Here is a 19,328-nt window from a genome sequence, read left to right as displayed (position 1 = left end):
GCTTTCCAGCCGTCAAAATACGCTCGGGCGATATTCTCCGAACACATCTCGCAGGACATCACAAATTTCGCCGATGGTCGCGTAGGCGCGTACTGCGTCAATCACGACTGGCATCAAGTTGCCCGTCCCCTCAGCGGTCTCTTTAAGTTTGGCCAGTGCTCTGCGGTGCGGTTCAACAGGACGCTCGCTGCGGAGCTTGGCAAGGCTCTCAGTCTGCTTCCTGCCAAGTTGTGGATCCACACGTAAAAGCTCAGGTTCAGGCTCGCGAGCCGTGGTAAATTGATTGACCCCAACAACAACTTGCTGACCGCGTTCAATCGCCTGTTGTGTGTCGTAGGCCGCTCTGTGTATCTCCTGTTGCATATATCCCTCAGTGATGGCCTCGACGGCACCTCCGAGTCCATCAATGTATTCGATGTATTGCCATGCCTTTGCCTCCAACGCATCTGTTAAAGCTTCCACGTAATAACTGCCACCGAGTGGATCAATGGTGTCCGTGAGTCCGCTTTCATGAGCAAGAATCTGCTGCGTACGCAGAGCCAGCCTTGCCGACGCTTCGGTTGGCAAGGCAAGAGCTTCGTCTCTCGAATTCGTATGAAGGCTCTGAGTCCCGCCGAGCACTGCAGCCATAGCTTGGACGGTCACGCGGACCACATTGTTGTCCGGTTGTTGGGCGGTGAGCGTACTACCCGCTGTCTGAGTATGAAAACGAAGCTGCAGCGAGCGCGGATTCTTTGCGCCAAACCGCTCTTTCATGATTTTCGCCCACATCCTGCGCGCAGCCCTAAATTTCGCTATCTCTTCAAAGAAGTCGTTGTGTGCGTTGAAGAAAAAGGACAGTCGAGGCGCAAAATTGTCAATCTGGAGGCCAGCCTTTGTGGCAGCTTCAACATACGCAATTGCGTTTGCGAGCGTAAAAGCAACTTCTTGCACCGCTGTTGACCCTGCTTCACGAATGTGATAGCCGCTGATTGAGATCGTATTCCAGTTCGGTACTTCGCGCGCACAAAAGTCAAAGATATCTGTAATCAAACGCATTGAAGGCTTCGGAGGAAAAATATACGTTCCACGAGCAACGTATTCTTTCAAAATATCATTCTGGATGGTCCCGGATACTTTTTGCCAAGGTACACCCTGACGCTCTGCAACGACCAGATACATCGCCAGCAAAACCGAGGCCGGTGCATTTATCGTCATGGACGTGCTGACTCTGTCGAGCGGAATTTGGTTCAATAATGTATCCATATCCACAATGGAAGAGATGGATACGCCGACTTTACCCACTTCACCGACCGACATCGGGTGGTCGGCATCGTAACCAATCTGCGTGGGCAAATCAAAGGCGGTGCTGAGTCCGGTCTGCCCCTGCTCTAGCAGGTAACGAAATCGGGTATTGGTCTCCTCAGCAGACCCGAACCCTGCATATTGTCGCATGGTCCAGTACCGCGTACGATACATGGTTGGTTGGATACCTCGTGTGTATGGGTACTCACCCGGAAAGCCAAGTCTTTGAAGGTAATCTTCTTCCGATTGAACTGAATCTTGAGATGTATAAAGTCGCTGAATCGGAATGTCTGAGTGGTTCAGGAACTCTGACTTTCGTTCAGGCCGCTTGTCGGTAGCTGCTGCAGTCCGTCGCTGCCAATCATTCAATTTTTCTTCGAAAGACATCGTAGATACGCCCCCTTCCATAGGATCGCCCCATCAAGCAGATGAGGGGTGCGCGCCAAAAGGAGCTTGTGATGCGGACAAGATTCCCCGAAAGCGCGTACCTCCTCAATTGTGCCTGGCTATCCGTGCATCATTTCCGACCTCGTCCGACAATTCCGCCAGCGGCCCAGATACCGCCCATGACGACAAACATGATAACGACCATGATGGTAGACGTCACAGCCAATCCCATTTCACTCACCTCTTCTCGTTGAGTGACACCTGAAATACATCAGCAAATGAGTCCAAAAGCCGGTGTTCCCATTCAAATAAGGATACTTCTTCGGTTGTCAACAACTCACGCACAGAAGTGACTCCCTTGTCCACTATGCCACAAGGAACGATTGTTTGAAAATGGCTCAGATCGGTGGTCACATTGAGTGCAAGGCCATGCGACGTTACAAATTCACCATTCTTTCGCTTTTTGACCCTGGCTCCGATTGCACATACCTTTGCGTTCCCGACCCAGACCCCGGGATATCCGTCTAACCTTCGGCTTTCAACGTCGACGTGTTTGAGCGCGTTGATCACGACCTGCTCCAGCATGCGAACGTAGCGGCTGACGTCATTATTCCACGGACCAAGGTGAAGCACTGGGTAGAGGACCAACTGTCCTGGTCCATGATACGTGACATCTCCCCCGCGGTCGACGTCGTACACCGCAAAGCCGAGTTCATCAAGTGTTGCTTCCGGGGCAACAATGTGGTCTCTGGTTCCATTCTTTCCTACAGTAATCGTCGGAGGGTGTTCAACCGTATAGACAACCTGATCTTCAGTCTCTCCGGCCAACAGCTTTGCAGCCTGTCCTTCCTGTATGGAGAGCGCCTGTTGATAATCAAGACGCCCGAGGGACACAACGTCGACGTTAACCATCTGATTGCGCTCCTCCTTGTCTAGACTCATGCCATGCCGCCAGCTTCCAGTGCTCTGTCTTTTGCTTCCTGTGACAGGGACTGAATTGGCAGTCCACCCGCCCGCTGAACTTGCTCATGAGCATGGTACGAGCTGCGAACCAGTGGCCCTGACTCTACATGTGCAAATCCTCGCTGCAATCCTTCACCCCGGAACTTCAGAAACTCCGTTGGGGTGTAGAATTTTTCCACCAACAAGTGCTTTTTCGTCGGCTGTAAATACTGGCCGACCGTCAATATGTCTACGCCTGCTGAACGTAAATCATCCATGGCCTCGAGCACTTCTTCAACAGTTTCTCCGAGGCCTACCATGATGCTGGACTTGGTTCTGATGTCCGGTCGCAGTTCTTTGGACCGGCGCAAAAGTTCAAGGGTCCTGTCGTACTTGGCCTTCGAGCGCACAGAGTCGGAAAGACGGCGAACGGTCTCGATATTGTGATTCAAAATATCAGGCGATGCATCCAACACTGTTTGCAGGTCTTCCAGGCGTCCCATGAAATCGGGAATCAAGACTTCCACTCCACACTCTGGGGACCGTTCGCGAATTGCACGGATGGTGGCGGCAAACACGGAAGCTCCCCCGTCTTCAAGGTCATCCCGGGCTACACTCGTGATAACGGCATGCTGCAGGCCCATATTGACAACCGTATCTGCCACGCGTGCAGGCTCTTCAAGATCGAGGTGTGTCGGCCGTCCACTCGTGACGGCACAAAATCGGCAGGCTCTTGTGCAGATATCTCCAAGAATCATGAACGTCGCCGTTCGATGCTCCCAGCAGTCGTATATGTTCGGACACCGCGCTTCCTCACAGACCGTATGCAGCGCCTGTCCGCGCATGAGACCTTTCAGGTCCCTGTAGTTTGGACCTGTTTTTAAGTGGACTTTTAACCACTCCGGCCGATTCGCAGCTTGCTCTCTCATCTTGGCTTCTTTGGTACGCTGCTTCTCGATGAGTTTGGATTCAACCATATGTACCCTTCCTTTCTGCGTGACCGCTTGCCGAGGCTCTTTTCTAGTGTAAAACATCCCTCCACGAAATCAAAGGATGGCAAACAGTGCCATCCTTGTCTCGTCAATCCAACCTGTAAATTGATTGATTAGTACAACACCGTGTTATCGTCAAAGGCGCTCAGACGCTCACGAACTGCCCGTAGAAACTGTCCTGCTACCCAACCGTCGAGTACCCGATGGTCGAGCGATAAGCAAAGATTCACCATACTTCGAACGGCGATGGCATCTCCCTCAACGACGACGGGGCGTTTAACAATCGATTCGACAGACAGGATGCCAGCCTGAGGTGAGTTCAAAATCGGCTGCGATAAAACCGAACCGAATGCTCCGGTATTGTTCACGGTAAACGTACCGCCCTCAATATCAGCCATGGTGAGTCGTCCGGACCGTGCCTTCGCTGCCAACTCGTTCACCTTGTGCGCTAACCCTGCGATACTCAGCCTGTCCGCATCGTGAATCACAGGGACCACCAGTGCGTCGTCTGTTGCCACCGCAATCGAGATATTGATGCGTTTGTGCATCACGATTTTGTCATCTATCCATGAGGCGTTCATGATGGGATAACGTTTGACGGCTTCGACAACTGCTTTGATGAAAAACGGTAAATATGTCAGATCAATGCCTTCGCGACGCTTGAAGTCTGCCTTCATACGGGTACGGAAATGGGATAAAGACGTGACATCCGCTTCCACCATCGTCCAGGCATGCGGGGCATTGTGCTTGCTCTCAACCATCCGCTTGGCAATCGTTTTGCGGATGGGTGACGGTGTGACCCACTCCTCATCGTCATGAGGAGCAGTTCTTGTTCCTGCGCCGGAAGACGGAACCTCGGTTGCGGGAATGGATATGGCAGCGTCAGAACGGACCTCTGTTGCTGAAAGCGCAGTCGAATCCACGCCTTGGCTGGCAGCAGAGGCTGCGGCACCTGCAGATGCCTCTGCGTACGCGAGAACGTCCTTACGGGTAATCCGCCCACCTTCACCGGTTCCGGTCACTCGACTGAGGTCGATTCCTTTCTCTTCCGCAATCCGTAGTACAGCGGGTGAAAAGCGTCCTATTGGCCGTTCGCCTGTGTCAGTTGGAACTTCCGCCATTCGTTGTTTGACAAGAGAACCGTTACTTCGAGTTGCTTCATCGCTGGATGCTTCCTTCGGATGACCTGGTGTCACTTGGTCTGCTTCTGCAGCATGATTACCCGATGCATCCACTTCGGTCTCAATGCGGCAGATGACCGTGCCAACTTTAACCGTGTCCCCTTCAGCGATCAGTAGTTCAGCCATAATCCCGTCAAAATCTGACGGCACCTCTGCGGTGACCTTATCGGTGATCACCTCAGCAATTGGCTCATATTTGCTTACTGGATCGCCAACGGCTTTCAGCCATTTCCCAATCGTGCCTTCAGTGACACTCTCTCCGAGTTGTGGCATCTTGATGTCTGGCATTCACTTCACCCTTTCAGCAACTTACTGGTCTATCGGTTTGGTCTGCAAGAGGACAAGTTGAGCCCTCGTTCGGATTAGAACCGGGCAAGTCGATGCATGGCCTGAAACACCTTGTCAGCAGACAACATGTACGCTTTTTCAAGCACGGGGTTAAACGGCATGGCTGGAACCTCTGGCCCTGCCAGACGGCCAATCGGTGCGTCAAGGTCAAACATCGCGTGCTCCGCAATAATGGCGGATACCTCAGCGCCAATGCCGGATACTTTATTGTCTTCATGGACAATCAAAACCTTGCCGGTCTTCCTGGCAGCATCAAGAATGCCTTCCTCATCCAGTGGACGAAGTGTACGAAGGTCGAGTACATGAGCTTGGTATCCTTGCTTTTCGAGTTCCTCTGCGGCTTCAAGCACTAGGTGCAGTGCATATCCATAGGAAATGACCGTGATGTCGTCGCCTTCGCGCACGACATTCGCTTTTCCGATTTCAACAGTGTAGTCCCCGTCCGGGACTTCTCCCTTGATGGAACGATACAGTTTTTTGTGCTCAAAGAAGAGCACTGGGTCTGGATCGCGAATCGCCGATCTTAACAGGCCTTTCGCGTCGTATGGTGTGGACGGGGTGATAATCTTTAGCCCTGGGACGTGTGCAAAAATGGCCTCGACACTCTGAGAATGATAGAGTGCGCCGTGGACCCCCCCGCCGTATGGAGCACGGACCACGATTGGGCTGCTCCAGTCATTGTTGGAACGATAGCGCATCTTTGCGGCTTCTGAAATGATTTGATTCACAGCAGGCATGATAAAGTCTGCAAATTGAATCTCAGCAACAGGAATCATGCCTGCTGCTGCCGCTCCAATCGCGACACCCACAATCGCGGACTCAGTCAACGGGAAATCAAGACAACGATATTCACCAAATTCTTCCTGCAACCCTGTCGTCACCCGGAATACGCCGCCGCGGACGCCAACGTCTTCTCCAAGCACAAAAACGCGATCATCACGTTTCATTTCGTCATACAGGGCATCGTGGATGGCCTCAATGTACAGTTTTGTCGCCATTCCGACTCTCCTCCTCTGCATAGACGTACTTCATCAAAGTAGACGGATCTGCCTGAGCGGCTGACTCCGCATAGGCCGTCGCAGCATTCACTTCATTCATAACGTCCTTGCGAATCGCTGCATCCGCCTCTTCGTCAAGTAACCCCACCTCCAAGAGGTAGTTTTTCATCCGGACGAGGGAATCTGTCCGTTTGGCCTCTTCAACTTCTTCGCGTGAACGGTATGTTCGGTCATCATCATCACTCGAGTGCGGGACCAGCCGGTATGTCTTTGCTTCGACCAGCGTGGGTCCCCCCCCGGTTCTGGCTTTCTCGACAGCCTGCTTCATCACCCGATAGACCTCAAGCGGGTCCATACCGTCGACGACTACGCCTTCGAAACCGTAGCCTTGTGCACGATCGGCGACATTTTCGCACCCGAGTTGCTTTTTGGTCGGAACGGAGATCGCATATTGGTTGTTTTCACAGAAGAATATAACGGGAAGTTTATGAATGCCCGCGAAGTTGGCAGCCTCATGAAAGTCGCCCTGGTTGCTCGTCCCTTCACCAAAAGATACATAGGCCACACTATCTTCTCCACGCATTTTAGCTGCCAGTGCAGCCCCGACAGCGTGTGGAATTTGTGTGCCGACAGGGCTGGATCCGCTGATAATGCGGTGCTGGCGGTCCCCAAAGTGCCCCGGCATTTGGCGTCCGCCGCTGTTCGGGTCTTCTGGTTTTCCAAACGCCGACAATAGCTCAGTCTTTGCAGTATGTCCATATATAAGTACAAGGCAAAGATCGCGATAGTAGGGTGCGATGTAGTCCCGTGTTCGGTCAAGTGCGAATCCTGCACCTGCCTGGGCACCCTCCTGACCTTGGCATGAAATCACGAATGGGATCTTCCCGCTTCGGTTGAGCAACCACATCCGCTCGTCGACACTTCGGGCCAAGACCATGTACCGATACATCTCTTTGACCTGTTCATCGGTCAATCCAAGTTCACGATGTTTGAGATCAGCCAATCCAATGCCTCCTTTCAGTTCTTCACCGATCAACCGCCGTGGATAGCGACTCCGTCTACAGCAAGGGCTGCTTCTCCAAGCGCTTCGGTCAATGTGGGATGCGGATGAATGGTGTGTCCGATTTCCCACGGTGTTGCGTTCAGTACGCGTGCCAGGCTGGCTTCAGAAATCTGGTCCGTTACATGCGGTCCAATCATATGAACACCAAGTACGTCGTTTGTCTGTTCGTCCGCGATCACTTTTACAAAGCCGTCTGCATCTCCATACACCAAGGCTTTACCATTTGCACGGAACTGAAACTTTCCGGTTTTCACTTTGAAGCCTTTGTCTTTTGCCTCTGCTTCCGTGAGACCAACACTCGCAACTTCAGGACGGCTGTACGTGCATTTTGGAACCATTGTATAGTCTAGCGGATGCGGGTGAAGGCCTGCCATCACTTCGACGGCATGGATGCCCTCGTGAGCGGCCACATGGGCTAACTGTATCCCACCGATAACATCACCGATGGCAAAGATGTTTTTCTCTTTGGTCCGATAGTCCTTGTCGACCACGATGGCCCCCCGCTCCACCGCAATTTCAGTCGCTTCAAGACCAATGTCATCGATGACGGGAGCGCGGCCGACGGCAACCAAGACCGAAGCCGCAGAGAAAGTTTTGATATCGCCTTTCACATCGACCGCTACAGAAACGCCAGATTCTGTGGACTCGAGCGTTTCCGGCATGAGTTTCGCGTTTGTGTGAATTTTGACGCCTCGCTTCTTGAGGACCCTCGTCGCTTCACGCGAGATGTCCTCGTCTTCGAGCGCAAGTATCCGCGGAAGAAATTCTACGAGGGTCACGTCTGTGCCCATGTCAGATAACATCGAGGCCCATTCAATGCCAATCGCGCCGCCGCCGACAATCAACATAGACTCTGGCACTTGGTGAAGTTGGAGTGCATCGTCACTGGAAAGAACACGCACGCCATCAAAAGGCAGGCCAGGTAAGGCGCGCGGCTGCGATCCGGTGGCGATCAGCGTATAGCGCGGTGCAAGGATCTCTGTATCACCATCTGGGTACTCCACCATGACGGAACCAGCCTGCGGTGAAAAGATAGACGGACCCATGATACGTCCAATGCCGCTGTAGACCGGGATATTGTATTTTTTCATCAGGAACTGCACACCCTGATAGAGTTGTTCGACGACCTTTTCTTTGCGCACCATTGCCTGTGCGAGATTCAGTTGTGGTTCACCGATATTGACACCGAACTTCGCTGCTTCCTTGGCAAGGGCAAACACTTCTGCAGAACGAAGCAATGCTTTGCTAGGAATACACCCTCGATGAAGACAGGTTCCGCCAAGCTTCCCACGCTCAACGACAGCCACCTTCATTCCGATCTGCGCAGCACGAATTGCCGACACATAGCCGCCTGTGCCTCCGCCGAGTACAACGAGATCAAGTTCCGATTCTGGCACGCTTTGGCCTCCCATTCATTCCATGGATATGAACGATATATGTAATCGTAGGTGGGTTTGGTGTCTTCGAAACCTCATCATACAGCCACTTCTGCTGGATTTCGAAAGAACGCGCAGGGGATGTCCTGCGCGTTCACAGCTCATGTTTACTTTCCGTTCCGAACGAAAGTACTGCGAACTTGTTTTAGTTGTGCAATGCGGCTTTCTGCCATATGGTCTGCGGCTTGATAGCTCGGTATGCCTTGTTCATCAGCCACCCGGTAGAGTTCAAGCATAATTTTGTAGATGTTCTCGACTTTTGCCTTCGCGCGCTCCGGATGATATCCTTCCAATTCATCCGCAACATTGATGAGGCCGCCTGAGTTAATCACATAGTCCGGGGCGTAGAGAATCCCGCGTTCGTGCAACATGTCGCCGTGCCGCTCTTCGGCAAGCTGATTGTTGGCTGAACCGGCAACAACCTTGCAACGCAAGCGATCAATTGTATCGTTGTTGATGATAGCTCCAAGCGCACACGGAGCGAAGATATCAACATCTTGTGCAAATATGTCCCCAGGTTGTACCACCTTTGCCCCGAGTTCATTGGTCGCCCGTCGAAGTGCTTCTTCGTTGATGTCTGTTACAACGAGCTCTGCACCTGCTTGCTTCAAAAACTCAGCCAATGCGTAGCCTACACTCCCAAGCCCTTGAATAGCGACTTTTTTCCCAGCCATGTCGTCTGTCCCAAGAGCCACTTTCGCTGTTGCCTGTAACCCGCGGAAGACCCCAAGGGCTGTCATTGGACTCGGATTGCCGCTCGAACCGTAGGCGCTGGAAACACCGGTCACGTAGCTCGTTTCCATATGGATAAGGTCCATATCATGGACACTTGTTCCAACATCTTCAGCAGTGATGTAACGGCCGTTCAAGCTTTGGATGTAACGGCCTAGTGAGCGAAATAGCGCTTCGCTCTTGTCTTTTTTCGGATCACCGATGACGACGGTTTTTCCGCCTCCTAGATTTAATCCTGCAGCCGCGGCTTTGTACGTCATGCCACGTGCTAACCGCAGTGCGTCCGTAATCGCCTCTTCTTCGGTCGCATAAGTCCACATGCGGCATCCGCCGAGTGCCGGACCGAGCGTTGTGTCATGAATCGCAATGATGGCTTTGAGCCCAGATGCTTCGTCGTGACAGAAAACAACCTGCTCGTAGTCGTATTTCTCTAGGTAGTTGAATAAGTCCATCGAGATGTGCCTCCTCACGTGTCTCCCATAGCATACCACGAATCTTGTACAGGCCAAACGAGTGCCTCGTGTTGGTGTTGAACGAGAAAACGTTAACCAAGGTGTATGACCAGCAAAAATCGTGCCAACATACTGCTTCGGTGGGTTCCTTTTCATCGATCAGCTGTAAAACATGTGTCATATCAATGCGAAATTGGTCATTTTACATTCGAAACTTCTGTTCAGGCGGTATTGCAAAGGGTAAACCTTATGGTCTTCGAATCGCTTTTGTTGAATGTGGTGTGAAATTTTCTGCAGTTACCATGCAGTAATTTGCGCGTCGTGCAATATTTTGCAAGCAAGCGTTTACATTTGCCTCTGAAGAGAAAAATGTAAATCTGAAAAGGAAGGTTGCTTGCGGTGTCTTTTGATCAGTCATTTTCGCTGCTGTCCAACTTGTTATAGAGGCTCCGTAGTGAGATACCGAGTTGTCTGGCTGCGTCCGTTTTGTTGCCCCCGTTCTTCTGGAGTGTGTTGATGATAATTTGTCGCTCAATCTCGCGTACCATCTCCGGAAGACGCTTCAAATGAGGAGCCACCGCAACATTCGAGAGGGCGGTGAATCTGTCATCGGAAACGGAGACGGACAGTGGGTCGACTCTTTGAACGGGTGGTAAGTGATGTGCGTCGAGTACCGTTTCGTGAAACGACATGTGGATCATTGCACGGCCAATCGTATTTTCGAGTTCCCTGACGTTGCCTGGCCAGTCATAATCCATCAGCCGAGCCACGGCAGTGTCGGAGATGCGCTCAACGTTTCGGCCATAGGTTTGATTGTGTCGGTATACAATGTACTCTGCAATTGGAGGGATGTCCTGCTTTCGGTATCGAAGCGGTGGAATGACAATCGGAACAACGTTCAAGCGATAATACAAGTCTTCCCGAAACCGCCCTTTTGCGACGGCTTGTTCAAGGTTGACGTGGGTTGCCGCAATCAGTCTTACGTCGATGAGGATTGGATTGGTCCCTCCCACCCGAACTATCTCTTGCTCCTGAAGGGCCCGCAGCAGTTTTGCTTGCGTGGCAGTGCTCATCTCTCCGATTTCGTCAAGGAACAGCGTACCTTGTGACGCTTCTTCGAACAGCCCGCGTTTTCCGCCGCGCTTTGCTCCTGTAAACGCCCCTTCTTCATAGCCGAATAATTCGCTCTCAAGCAGAGACTCTGACAGTGCGGCGCAGTTTACCCGCACAAATGGATGACTGTGCCGGTCACTTTGGCGATGGATGGCGTGGGCGAACAGTTCCTTTCCTGTCCCGGATTCGCCGCGCAAGAGTACAGTTGCCGGCGTCTCGGCGGCACGCCTCGCCTGCTCCACGGCCAGTGTAATGGCTGGACTCGTTCCGATGATATCGTCAAATGTATATTTGGCTTGAACGGTTCGAATCAGGTGGTTGGCGCGGTTTAATTCTTCCGTCAGACGCTTAATTTCGGAGACGTCATGGATCACGCCGACACTGCCTCGAAGCTCGTTGCCGACGATGATTGGGGCCACATCCACGACAACCTCGCGTTTTGTTGGACCCACTTTGAGTGGAACATTTTTGACGGGTCGGCGGGTGCGAAGGACTTGAAGGTGCATACTTTCGCCTTCGGCAATGTCTACGTTGGCCGGTTGACCAATCACCGCTTCAGGACGCAAGCCGGTTAACCTTGTGTATGCCGGATTAATCAGGATACCGCGCCCATCTGCATCGACGACGGATATGGCGTCTTGAGTCGATTGGATGATCGCCTCGAGCAAGGTTTGAACGTCCTTCAGGTTGGTCACTTCTGAGGCGAGTTGCTGTCGTGATTGAAGGGCTTGAATCAAACGAACTTTATCCTCGACGAGCAGCACAACAAAGCGCAAAGCAGCGCCGGAAATGACGGCTGTGTCGTTGGACACCAGTTGTTGAAGACAATGAAGCACGTCTTCCTCACCAGTAGCTTCAAGTACTGCATCTGCAGGATACTCAAGAACGGCTTGCTGGTAGTCTTCACGTGTAGGGATTCCGAGTTCTTCGGCCAACTTGATTCCTGAAGCGTTGGGATTCGTGTCAACAACACATTGAATGGTAACCTCGGGGTGACCATAAACAGCTTCAATCAGTTTTCGTCCGCCAACCCCAGCACCGACAATCACAACGTCCATTCTCTCACCTCGTTATGGCAATCACCCGACATTTTACACTTTCTCAGTGAAGATGCGGTCTGTTATTTGTGAAATCTGGTCTGAACGGTCTGTGACGTGGTATTCTCAGAGAGTCAGAGAAGCTCCATCACAAGAAAAGAGGCGCTTACGATTGCGCAATCTCATTGCCTGGGTGATTCTTCTGGTTGTGTTCGTAATTGCCGGAGAAGGGCTCAATTTATTCAGGATACACATTGTAGACTGGCTTGCATACGGTCATGTCACAGATGGCATTATCTCGATCCTTGGACTCATCCTTGCATTTCTCGGTACCGCTTTTCTCGGCGGATATGTTTACTACCGTGACAAGAAACGCGGAAAATTGAAGCGTGAAGGGTGGCGCGGTCGCCCGGTCTCACGAAAGCAAAAAAGTGTACGACGGGAATCCTGAAGGACGTCTCAATCGAGACTCCCAAAAGTGCCGCTCTTGCCGCCCGACTTAAATACGAGTCGAATGGACTCAATTGTCATGGCTTTGTCAATGGCCTTGCACATGTCGTAGACGGTCAGGGCGGCAACGGAACAGGCTGTTAAAGCCTCCATTTCGACGCCGGTTCGATAGGTGGTTTTCACCGTGGAACGGATACGCAGGCATGCAGTATTACTTGCTCCGTCTTCGAGTGTATCGGAAGGAGTCCAATCGCAGTCTACGGACACTTTCGTGAGTGGCAGCTGATGGCACAGAGGAATCAGGTCGGAGGTCTTCTTTGCTGCCATGATTCCGGCGAGTTCACTGACCGCCAATACGTCACCTTTTTTCATCGCCTGTTGTTCAATTTGTTCACGCGTATGTGCTTGCATGCGGACGATTGCTTCTGCAATCGCGGTTCGGTCAGAGTCCTCCTTTTCTGACACGTCCACCATATGACTCTTACCGGTTTCGTCAAAATGCGTAAAGCCGTGCTCGCTCACTCTTGATCAGTCCTTTCAAGGTATGTACGATGCTGCAGTGCAGCATACATTCACCCGCATGACTAAACATGCTGGTATATATGGAGGTGTCGGCGATTTCAACCTATACCATTCAATTATTTGCTGGTCTTGCTGAAAGGACAGGCCTTCGGCTGGTTTCCGTGGAAGACACGGAACCGATGACTGTCAACCGTTTGAAGGTTCTCCTTTGCAAGCAGTTTCCTCAACTTGCTACTCAGATTCAGGGCGCACTTGTTGCCGTGAACCAAGAATACGCACAGGACACTGCAGTAGTTCGTCCCGAAGCTGAGATTGCTTTGATCCCACCCGTTGGCGGCGGTGCACCATCTGCACGACATTCCTGCCGAATCAGTGCCGAACCGCTCGATATGAAGGCAGCGTATGAACTGCTTGAAGACGTGTACTGTGGCGGTACAGTTTTGTTCGTGGGTACGGTTCGTGAGTTCACGGGAGACAAGCAGACCACACACCTGTCTTACGAGGCTTACGAATCGATGGCCATCGAACAAATGCAGCGAATTGCCGCGGACGTCGAGCGTGATCATCCAGGGATTCATACACTGCAGTGGCATCGCGTGGGCGAACTTTTGCCGACCGATATCGCGGTGATCTGTGCTGCGGCTTCTCCTCATCGAGATGATGCTTTTGCGGCAGCAAGAACGCTGATTGAACGCCTGAAGAAAGAAGCTCCGATTTGGAAGAAAGAATTTTATGTTGACGGAAAGTCAATTTGGCAGGCAAATGAACGATAAGTAAGGGGGCGTTGCCCCCCTTATCCTCGGCGTTGCTTCCACTCGATTTGCCCCGAAGCGAGATTCACCTCGTCGATTTCCCCGATTGCACTCAACCAATCTAAGTAACCGAGGGTTTCAGACATGATGAGAGATGTCTGATTTTTGTGTCTCGCAAAATACGAAGTGGCCAGTTGATATGCTGACGTGCCACCGCTCTCAACCACGCGTTCGTAAAATTGCTGCCTTCTTTTCTCTTGGGCTGCCAACCGCGACCGGATTAAGGTGTGGGCATCTTCGAAAACGGGGCCGTGGCCTGGATACACGACTGAAATTTCGAGCTCAAGCAGCGAGCGAAGATTCTCACGGTATTGCATGAGGCTCAGCGTTCGTTTCGCCTCACTGCCCGTCTTGGCAGTCAATTCTGGCTCAACGAGGGCATTGCTGCTGATTTCTGGCAGAAGCTGATCGCCAACGATGATTTCTCCCGTCTCTGCATTCCACAGTGCCAATGCATGCTGAGCATGACCCGGTACATGAAGCACTTGGAACATCGGCAGCACAGGACAAGTCTGATTGTATGAAAGAGTCACGTCGACAGTGGCTTTCGTGTTTAGTTTCTGCAACATACCTAAGTCTTTGTTGGCATGATGAATAACGTCCTCTGGCACGCCCTGCATGGTGTACAGGGTGGTAAAGAACTCCTGCCGATAGCTGTCCCAACGACTCCCCGGCTGCAGCCATGTTTCAACCTCTGGTGGGGCACACACCGTAACCCCGAGGCTTTGCAACCATGCCGCTTGTCCAACGTGGTCCACATGACCGTGTGTCAACACGACTGCAGTGAGGTCCTCCGGCACAAGCCCCTCCTCAGAAAGCCCGCGGATGAGAACGTCGCGAGCGGCTTTTGTACCTGGTCCACAGTCGATAAGGACTGCCTGATTGGCATCCTTGATGAGATAGGCATTGACGGGACCGACTGGAAAAGGTGTCGGGAGTTCCAAACGTCGAATGGTGAGAAGAGTTCCACGAGTCGATGACGTCAATTTACCACCACTTCTTCCACTTAAAATAGATAATGAAAAATACCGTTACGGCAATCATGAGAATCCAGACATAAAGGTAGCCAAACCTCCATGAAAGCTCAGGCATATCATGAAAATTCATCCCGTATAGTCCCACGATGAAAGATAACGGGAGAAAAATGGTGCTGATGATGGTGAGTGTCTTCATGACCTCGTTCATTTTCGCAGACCGTTGCATGGCTTGGAAGTCAAGTAATGCTCCGAATCCGTCCCTCACGAGTTCAATATTGTCGATGGTTCGTGCAATGTGGTCATTGATGTCCTGGAAATACACTTCAAAGTGCCGGTCGACAAAGGGCATCGTTTCTGCCTTGAAACTGCTGACGGTCGCCAATTCATCCAGGGCAATCTTTCGCAACTGATGCAGTCTGCGCTTGATCTGAAACACCGTGGATGCAATTTCTTCATCCGGGCGGCGAAAAACTCGACGCTGCATGCGTTCCAACCGGCCGTCTAAGTCGTCAAGCTGATCCCCAAAGATATCTACGCACCCATCCAGAATTCGGTACAAGACACTCGTAGGGTTCTCAAACGAAAATCCCGCAGCCTCGGCACGCCGGTACATTTCCTCCAGCCATGAGACAGGCTGTTCCGTCACACTGACGATAAAGTTGGTGCCGATAATCAGACTCAGTTCTACGGTGTCCAGCTTTTCAGTGAGTGAATAAAAGCTCACCAGCGCATGAGGTCTTGCCCAGTGATCGTATACATCGACTTTCGCCCGCTGCCCGAAGTGCTGTACATCCTCGACAGCCAGAGGGTGCAGTTCAAGTATATCTCCGAGTAGGTTTTCCACTTCTTCTGCTTCTGGTTGAGCAAGGTGGATCCAACAGGTCTCCCCTGGCAGAGGAGCTCGCGGATTCGTTCTAAATACTCCAGTGCCCGTCTGCACCAGCAAAATCCATCCCCCACTTCAAAATCATCATACCGGATTCGTTCCGTATATCCAATTCTTCTAAACTACTCAATTGCTTCATAGACTTCTATAGATGATTGCAACAAAACAAGCAGGTTTAGGGATTGTCATACATTTTGCTCATAGCATTACGCTGGGAGGAACACATCTTGACTGACCTTCAAAGCCGTTCCAGTTGGTGGCGCGGCGTCATTGGCGCCGCCATCCTGATCGCAGGCTGTATTGCCAGTTTTTCGTATATCTTCGGCGGCGGTTCATGGAATACTTTATCCCAGCTTGAAGCCGCACAGTTTTCAACGATTGCGACCACAGAGCTGTTTGGAACAACGAGCTATCAAAATACGAGTCCGTCTTCAAGTCTAACTTCTCGCCTGTCCAAGTGGCGAGGGCTCACTTCCTTTGAGCAGCCTCTCTCCATGCTTCAGGGACAGCTTTTGCCAGTGGCGTACCAGGGCACGCTCAGCACCTCTCAGCAAGGCAGCTTGTTCTCGTCTGTACAGCAATTCGGACAAACCAATCAGCGTATTGTCATGGGGTGGATTCCCTATGCCAACCCCGTCCAGACGATTCATCTGATTCAAGCCAACGCAGGCCTCAACGTGGCAAGTCCGCTTTGGCTGTCTCTGAAATCAAGCGACGGCAGCGTGAGCAGTAAAATCGAACCGTCAGTGGTGCAGTATGCACATCAGCACCATGTCCAGGTATGGGCTCTTGTCGACAACCAGTTTAACGCAGGGCTCTCGCACCAGGTGCTCAGCAACCCGAATGCACGTAACAACTTAGTCTCGAATCTCGTGTCCCTCGCAACGAAGAATCATCTTGATGGACTAAATATCGACTTTGAAAACATGCAATCGCAAGACCAGCAAGGGTTCACAGACTTTATCAAATCTTTGCATCAAGCCCTTGTCGGAAAGCATATCGTTCTTTCTGTTGACATCACACCCGACATCCAATTTCTGCAGGATTCTGCGGCGTATTTCCATGCAGCCCTCGCCGGATATGCTGATTACGTTGTCCTAATGGCGTACGACGAGCACTGGAGTACAGACCAAACGCCTGGCCCCGTCGCGGACTTACCTTGGGTGACCACATCTATAGAAGACCTGCTCGACACGGGCGTACCCGCGGACAAACTTGTGCTTGGTGTACCGTTTTACGCGAGGTTTTGGCACGTACATCAGGATGGCAGTGTGGACAGCATCGCAGTTCCGCTCTCAGAGGTGGACAGTATCTTGAAACAACATCAAGCCACAAGCTCATTCAATCAGCAACTCGGGGTGGCATATGCACGCTATTCGAAGCCGGATGGATACGAAGAAGTCTGGTTTTCCACGCAAGAGACACTGAACCGCGAACTGCAGCTTGTCCAAAATGACAACCTTGCTGGGGTATCTATCTGGTCGCTCGGATTGTCCGATCCAACCAGCTGGTCGTCTGTTATTCATGGCCTGACACAGATGCTGTCCTAATGCCCGAGTCGGACTGAGGGGTGAACAACGGTGGACATTGTCCTGATTGCAATGGGGTTTCTGACTCTGCTAGGCTATGTCGTGATGGCGATTATACGGCCGCAAACGGCCCTCTCAGGGTTGGATGCGTCAACCGAAATGTTTGTGCAAGCTGTTCCATGGATTGTCGTTTCGATGTTTGCAGCCGGACTGATTGCACAGTGGCTTCAACCGCAGCTTATTGCCCGGTGGCTCGGAAGAGAAGCAGGGTTCGGAGGGATTTTACTTGGCACCCTGCTCGGTTTGTTCGGCACCGGATCGCGCTGGGCAATGTATCCACTCGCTGCAGGCATGTTCGCAGCCGATGCCAGTCCAGGCGCCGTGTTTGCCTTCGTCACCACTTGGCAGTTAGTTTCTCTGCCGAGGCTCCCTGCCGAGATTCCGTTTTATGGAGTAAACTTCACCGTTGTGCGTGCCATCGTTTCCGTGGTTATCGCACTGATTGGCGGGATTGTCGTCAATCGATGGTTGGCGTAGGAGCTTATGCTCAGCAATGGCATCCCGTGTACGAGACGATCTAATCACCGGAAATCAATCGGTACACTCGCACTCTTATCACCCGATTGGTATCCGCTCTTCGCAAGTCTGATCTCGAGTAAGCCGCTTTGATAGCGTGCGCGAGCTCCTGAACGTTTGACACGCACCGGCAGGTCTACACGCCGTTCAAAAGAACCCGAAAACCGTTCTGTTGCCCGCATCGTTCCCGATTGCGAGTAGGGACGGTCAATCTTTCCCGAAATGATAATCTCCTCTGCAAACACTGACAGTGTGACATCGCGGGCACTGTTCAGGCCGGGTATTTCAGCGATCACGATGACCTCTTCCCCTGTTTCGTAAACATCGACGGGGATTGAACCGCTGGACTGCGATTGCGACGGAATGCCCCCCATGCCTCCTGGGTTCATACCCATATTCTGGAGCCAACTCCCCCAATCACCGTTCATGCCTGAAAAAGGCCAACCATTCAGGGGACCGGATCGGCCAGTGCCAGCTCCTGCTCCAGGTCCGCCTGGGTTGTTCACCATCCCACCGAACATTTGCTGCATCTGCTCTTGCATTGTCCGAAGGCTCGAAAACATGTTTTGAAAGGGCATCTCGAATTCCTCCTGCGTTGTGTCATGGTCCACGCATCCGTGCAAACTAGACCGTTGTTCCGGCACGCGACCGCACATGACATCTCTCGGTATACTCTACGCAGGCCCGGCTCCGGATGTCCGCCCAGCATAAGTTCGTTTCTTGACGGGTTCGATAAAATGGGAAGGTACTGACAAACAACGGGGTAAGGTCCAAGGGGAAATTTTCATCGAAGAAATAATGACAGACCAGCCTTACTGATGACAAACCGATTGGAGTGTGTTCCCTTGCCGATACGAAAAACCGGTTTGAAGGCTGAAGATGGGCTCTTCTCTGGTGCAAGGGTTACCGCTTGGCTCCTTGATGCGTACAAACGCCTTGAGACGCACTACGGAGACCTGCACTGGTGGCCAGCACAAACGGTAGAGGAAATGGTGATTGGGGCCATCCTTGTCCAAAACGTAGCTTGGAAGAATACGCAGAAGGCCCTGTCCAACCTGGATGATGCCGGCCTGATGAGCTTTAGCGCGATCTATGCGGCCAACATTGAATCTGTTGCCGAACAAGTTGTTCCAACGCGGTTTTATAATATGAAAGCGAAACGCCTCAAGTCTTTTGCAGAACACTTGATCAACAAGTACGACGGTGAACTGACAGACATGCTCAGCCAGCCGCTCGACACACTTCGCGAGGAGTTACTCAGTATTCCTGGAATCGGCCCTGAAACCGCGGACGATATTGTGTTGTACGGTGCCGGCTTGCCGTCGTTTGTTGTCGACGCATACACAAAACGTATCCTGTTTCGTTGCGGCGTGATTCCGGAAAGGGTGGACTATGAGGAACTGCGCCAGTGGTTTATGAAACATCTGCCGGCTGACCCGGCCATGTTCAACCAGTTTCACGCCCTGCTCGACAGAACAGGCAACCGTTGCTGTTTGGCCAAAAAACCGCGTTGCCTAGACTGCGCTCTACAGGAGATCTGCCAATTTGCAAGTGACGAACGCCGTGCAGCAGAGCGTGATTGACCATCGTGACAGACGCTTTACGGCCTTA

Annotated in this window: 18 protein-coding genes; 5 read left to right on the top strand and 13 right to left on the bottom strand. The window is 52.0% G+C overall.

Going from position 1 to position 19,328, the window contains the following annotated elements; translation table 11 throughout:
- Window positions 1–12: 12 nt before the first annotated feature.
- The 9 genes from AN477_RS11900 to AN477_RS11860 form a co-directional block, all read right to left on the bottom strand.
- Window positions 13–1,671 carry an acyl-CoA mutase large subunit family protein gene (locus AN477_RS11900; protein WP_083486225.1) on the bottom strand — a complete coding sequence of 553 codons (1,659 nt, stop codon included), beginning with the start codon at window positions 1,669–1,671 and terminating at the stop codon, window positions 13–15.
- A 237-nt stretch (window positions 1,672–1,908) separates the two neighbouring features.
- Window positions 1,909–2,613: a lipoyl(octanoyl) transferase LipB gene (gene lipB / locus AN477_RS11895; RefSeq protein WP_083486224.1), complete on the bottom strand. Its 705-nt coding sequence runs from the start codon at window positions 2,611–2,613 to the stop codon at window positions 1,909–1,911.
- Complete coding sequence (lipA, locus tag AN477_RS11890) at window positions 2,610–3,590, bottom strand: lipoyl synthase (protein ID WP_083486223.1); 981 nt, start codon at window positions 3,588–3,590, stop codon at window positions 2,610–2,612. The genes lipB and lipA overlap by 4 nt, the downstream gene beginning before the upstream one ends.
- A gap of 128 nt (window positions 3,591–3,718) precedes the next feature.
- On the bottom strand, window positions 3,719–5,074 hold the full coding sequence (locus AN477_RS11885) for a dihydrolipoamide acetyltransferase family protein (protein WP_054969377.1): 1,356 nt from the start codon (window positions 5,072–5,074) through the stop codon (window positions 3,719–3,721).
- Window positions 5,075–5,148: 74 nt separating this feature from the next.
- Window positions 5,149–6,132 carry an alpha-ketoacid dehydrogenase subunit beta gene (locus AN477_RS11880; RefSeq protein WP_054969376.1) on the bottom strand — a complete coding sequence of 328 codons (984 nt, stop codon included), beginning with the start codon at window positions 6,130–6,132 and terminating at the stop codon, window positions 5,149–5,151.
- A complete protein-coding gene (locus tag AN477_RS11875) occupies window positions 6,110–7,135 on the bottom strand; it encodes a thiamine pyrophosphate-dependent dehydrogenase E1 component subunit alpha (protein ID WP_157061937.1) in 1,026 nt (341 codons plus the stop codon). The genes AN477_RS11880 and AN477_RS11875 overlap by 23 nt, the downstream gene beginning before the upstream one ends.
- A 29-nt stretch (window positions 7,136–7,164) precedes the next feature.
- A complete protein-coding gene (gene lpdA, locus AN477_RS11870; RefSeq protein ID WP_245631800.1) occupies window positions 7,165–8,592 on the bottom strand; it encodes a dihydrolipoyl dehydrogenase in 1,428 nt (475 codons plus the stop codon).
- Window positions 8,593–8,738: 146 nt separating this feature from the next.
- Window positions 8,739–9,821: a Glu/Leu/Phe/Val family dehydrogenase gene (locus tag AN477_RS11865; RefSeq protein ID WP_281176337.1), complete on the bottom strand. Its 1,083-nt coding sequence runs from the start codon at window positions 9,819–9,821 to the stop codon at window positions 8,739–8,741.
- A gap of 404 nt (window positions 9,822–10,225) precedes the next feature.
- On the bottom strand, window positions 10,226–11,986 hold the full coding sequence (locus tag AN477_RS11860; RefSeq protein ID WP_054969373.1) for a sigma-54 interaction domain-containing protein: 1,761 nt from the start codon (window positions 11,984–11,986) through the stop codon (window positions 10,226–10,228).
- Between the two features lie 151 nt (window positions 11,987–12,137).
- On the opposite strand from AN477_RS11860, the gene AN477_RS11855 reads away from it, so the two are divergent.
- Window positions 12,138–12,416, top strand: coding sequence for a DUF2627 family protein (locus AN477_RS11855; protein ID WP_054969372.1), 279 nt, complete (start codon window positions 12,138–12,140; stop codon window positions 12,414–12,416).
- A gap of 8 nt (window positions 12,417–12,424) precedes the next feature.
- Here the strand turns inward: AN477_RS11855 and moaC are convergent, their stop codons facing one another.
- Window positions 12,425–12,937 carry a cyclic pyranopterin monophosphate synthase MoaC gene (gene moaC, locus AN477_RS11850; protein ID WP_083486221.1) on the bottom strand — a complete coding sequence of 171 codons (513 nt, stop codon included), beginning with the start codon at window positions 12,935–12,937 and terminating at the stop codon, window positions 12,425–12,427.
- 68 nt (window positions 12,938–13,005) lie between these two features.
- On the opposite strand from moaC, the gene AN477_RS11845 reads away from it, so the two are divergent.
- Window positions 13,006–13,710, top strand: coding sequence for a molybdenum cofactor biosynthesis protein (locus tag AN477_RS11845; protein ID WP_157061936.1), 705 nt, complete (start codon window positions 13,006–13,008; stop codon window positions 13,708–13,710).
- 20 nt (window positions 13,711–13,730) lie between these two features.
- Here the strand turns inward: AN477_RS11845 and AN477_RS11840 are convergent, their stop codons facing one another.
- Together AN477_RS11840 and corA are read right to left on the bottom strand one after the other, a co-directional pair.
- Window positions 13,731–14,735 (bottom strand): MBL fold metallo-hydrolase, encoded by a 1,005-nt coding sequence (locus tag AN477_RS11840; protein WP_054969370.1) that lies wholly within the window; start codon window positions 14,733–14,735, stop codon window positions 13,731–13,733.
- Between the two features lies 1 nt (window position 14,736).
- Window positions 14,737–15,666 (bottom strand): magnesium/cobalt transporter CorA, encoded by a 930-nt coding sequence (corA, locus tag AN477_RS11835; protein WP_245631805.1) that lies wholly within the window; start codon window positions 15,664–15,666, stop codon window positions 14,737–14,739.
- A 173-nt stretch (window positions 15,667–15,839) separates the two neighbouring features.
- Between corA and AN477_RS11830 the strand changes: the two genes are divergently transcribed.
- On the top strand, window positions 15,840–17,162 hold the full coding sequence (locus AN477_RS11830; RefSeq protein ID WP_054969368.1) for a glycosyl hydrolase family 18 protein: 1,323 nt from the start codon (window positions 15,840–15,842) through the stop codon (window positions 17,160–17,162).
- Between the two features lie 30 nt (window positions 17,163–17,192).
- Entirely contained in the window at window positions 17,193–17,678 is a 486-nt protein-coding gene (locus AN477_RS11825; protein ID WP_054969367.1) for a permease, read from the top strand.
- A gap of 44 nt (window positions 17,679–17,722) precedes the next feature.
- On the opposite strand, the gene AN477_RS11820 is transcribed toward AN477_RS11825, so the two are convergent.
- Window positions 17,723–18,295, bottom strand: coding sequence for an Hsp20/alpha crystallin family protein (locus AN477_RS11820; protein WP_054969366.1), 573 nt, complete (start codon window positions 18,293–18,295; stop codon window positions 17,723–17,725).
- 267 nt (window positions 18,296–18,562) lie between these two features.
- Between AN477_RS11820 and AN477_RS11815 the strand changes: the two genes are divergently transcribed.
- Window positions 18,563–19,300, top strand: a complete 738-nt coding sequence (locus AN477_RS11815; RefSeq protein ID WP_211266005.1) for an endonuclease III domain-containing protein — start codon at window positions 18,563–18,565, stop codon at window positions 19,298–19,300.
- The last annotated feature ends 28 nt before the right edge of the window (window positions 19,301–19,328 follow it).

The organism is Paenalicyclobacillus ferrooxydans, from assembly GCF_001399675.1.
Classification (GTDB): domain Bacteria; phylum Bacillota; class Bacilli; order Alicyclobacillales; family Alicyclobacillaceae; genus Alicyclobacillus_B; species Alicyclobacillus_B ferrooxydans.
Note: the sequence above shows the minus strand (reverse complement) of the source record. Positions and strands in the feature narration are given on the sequence as shown.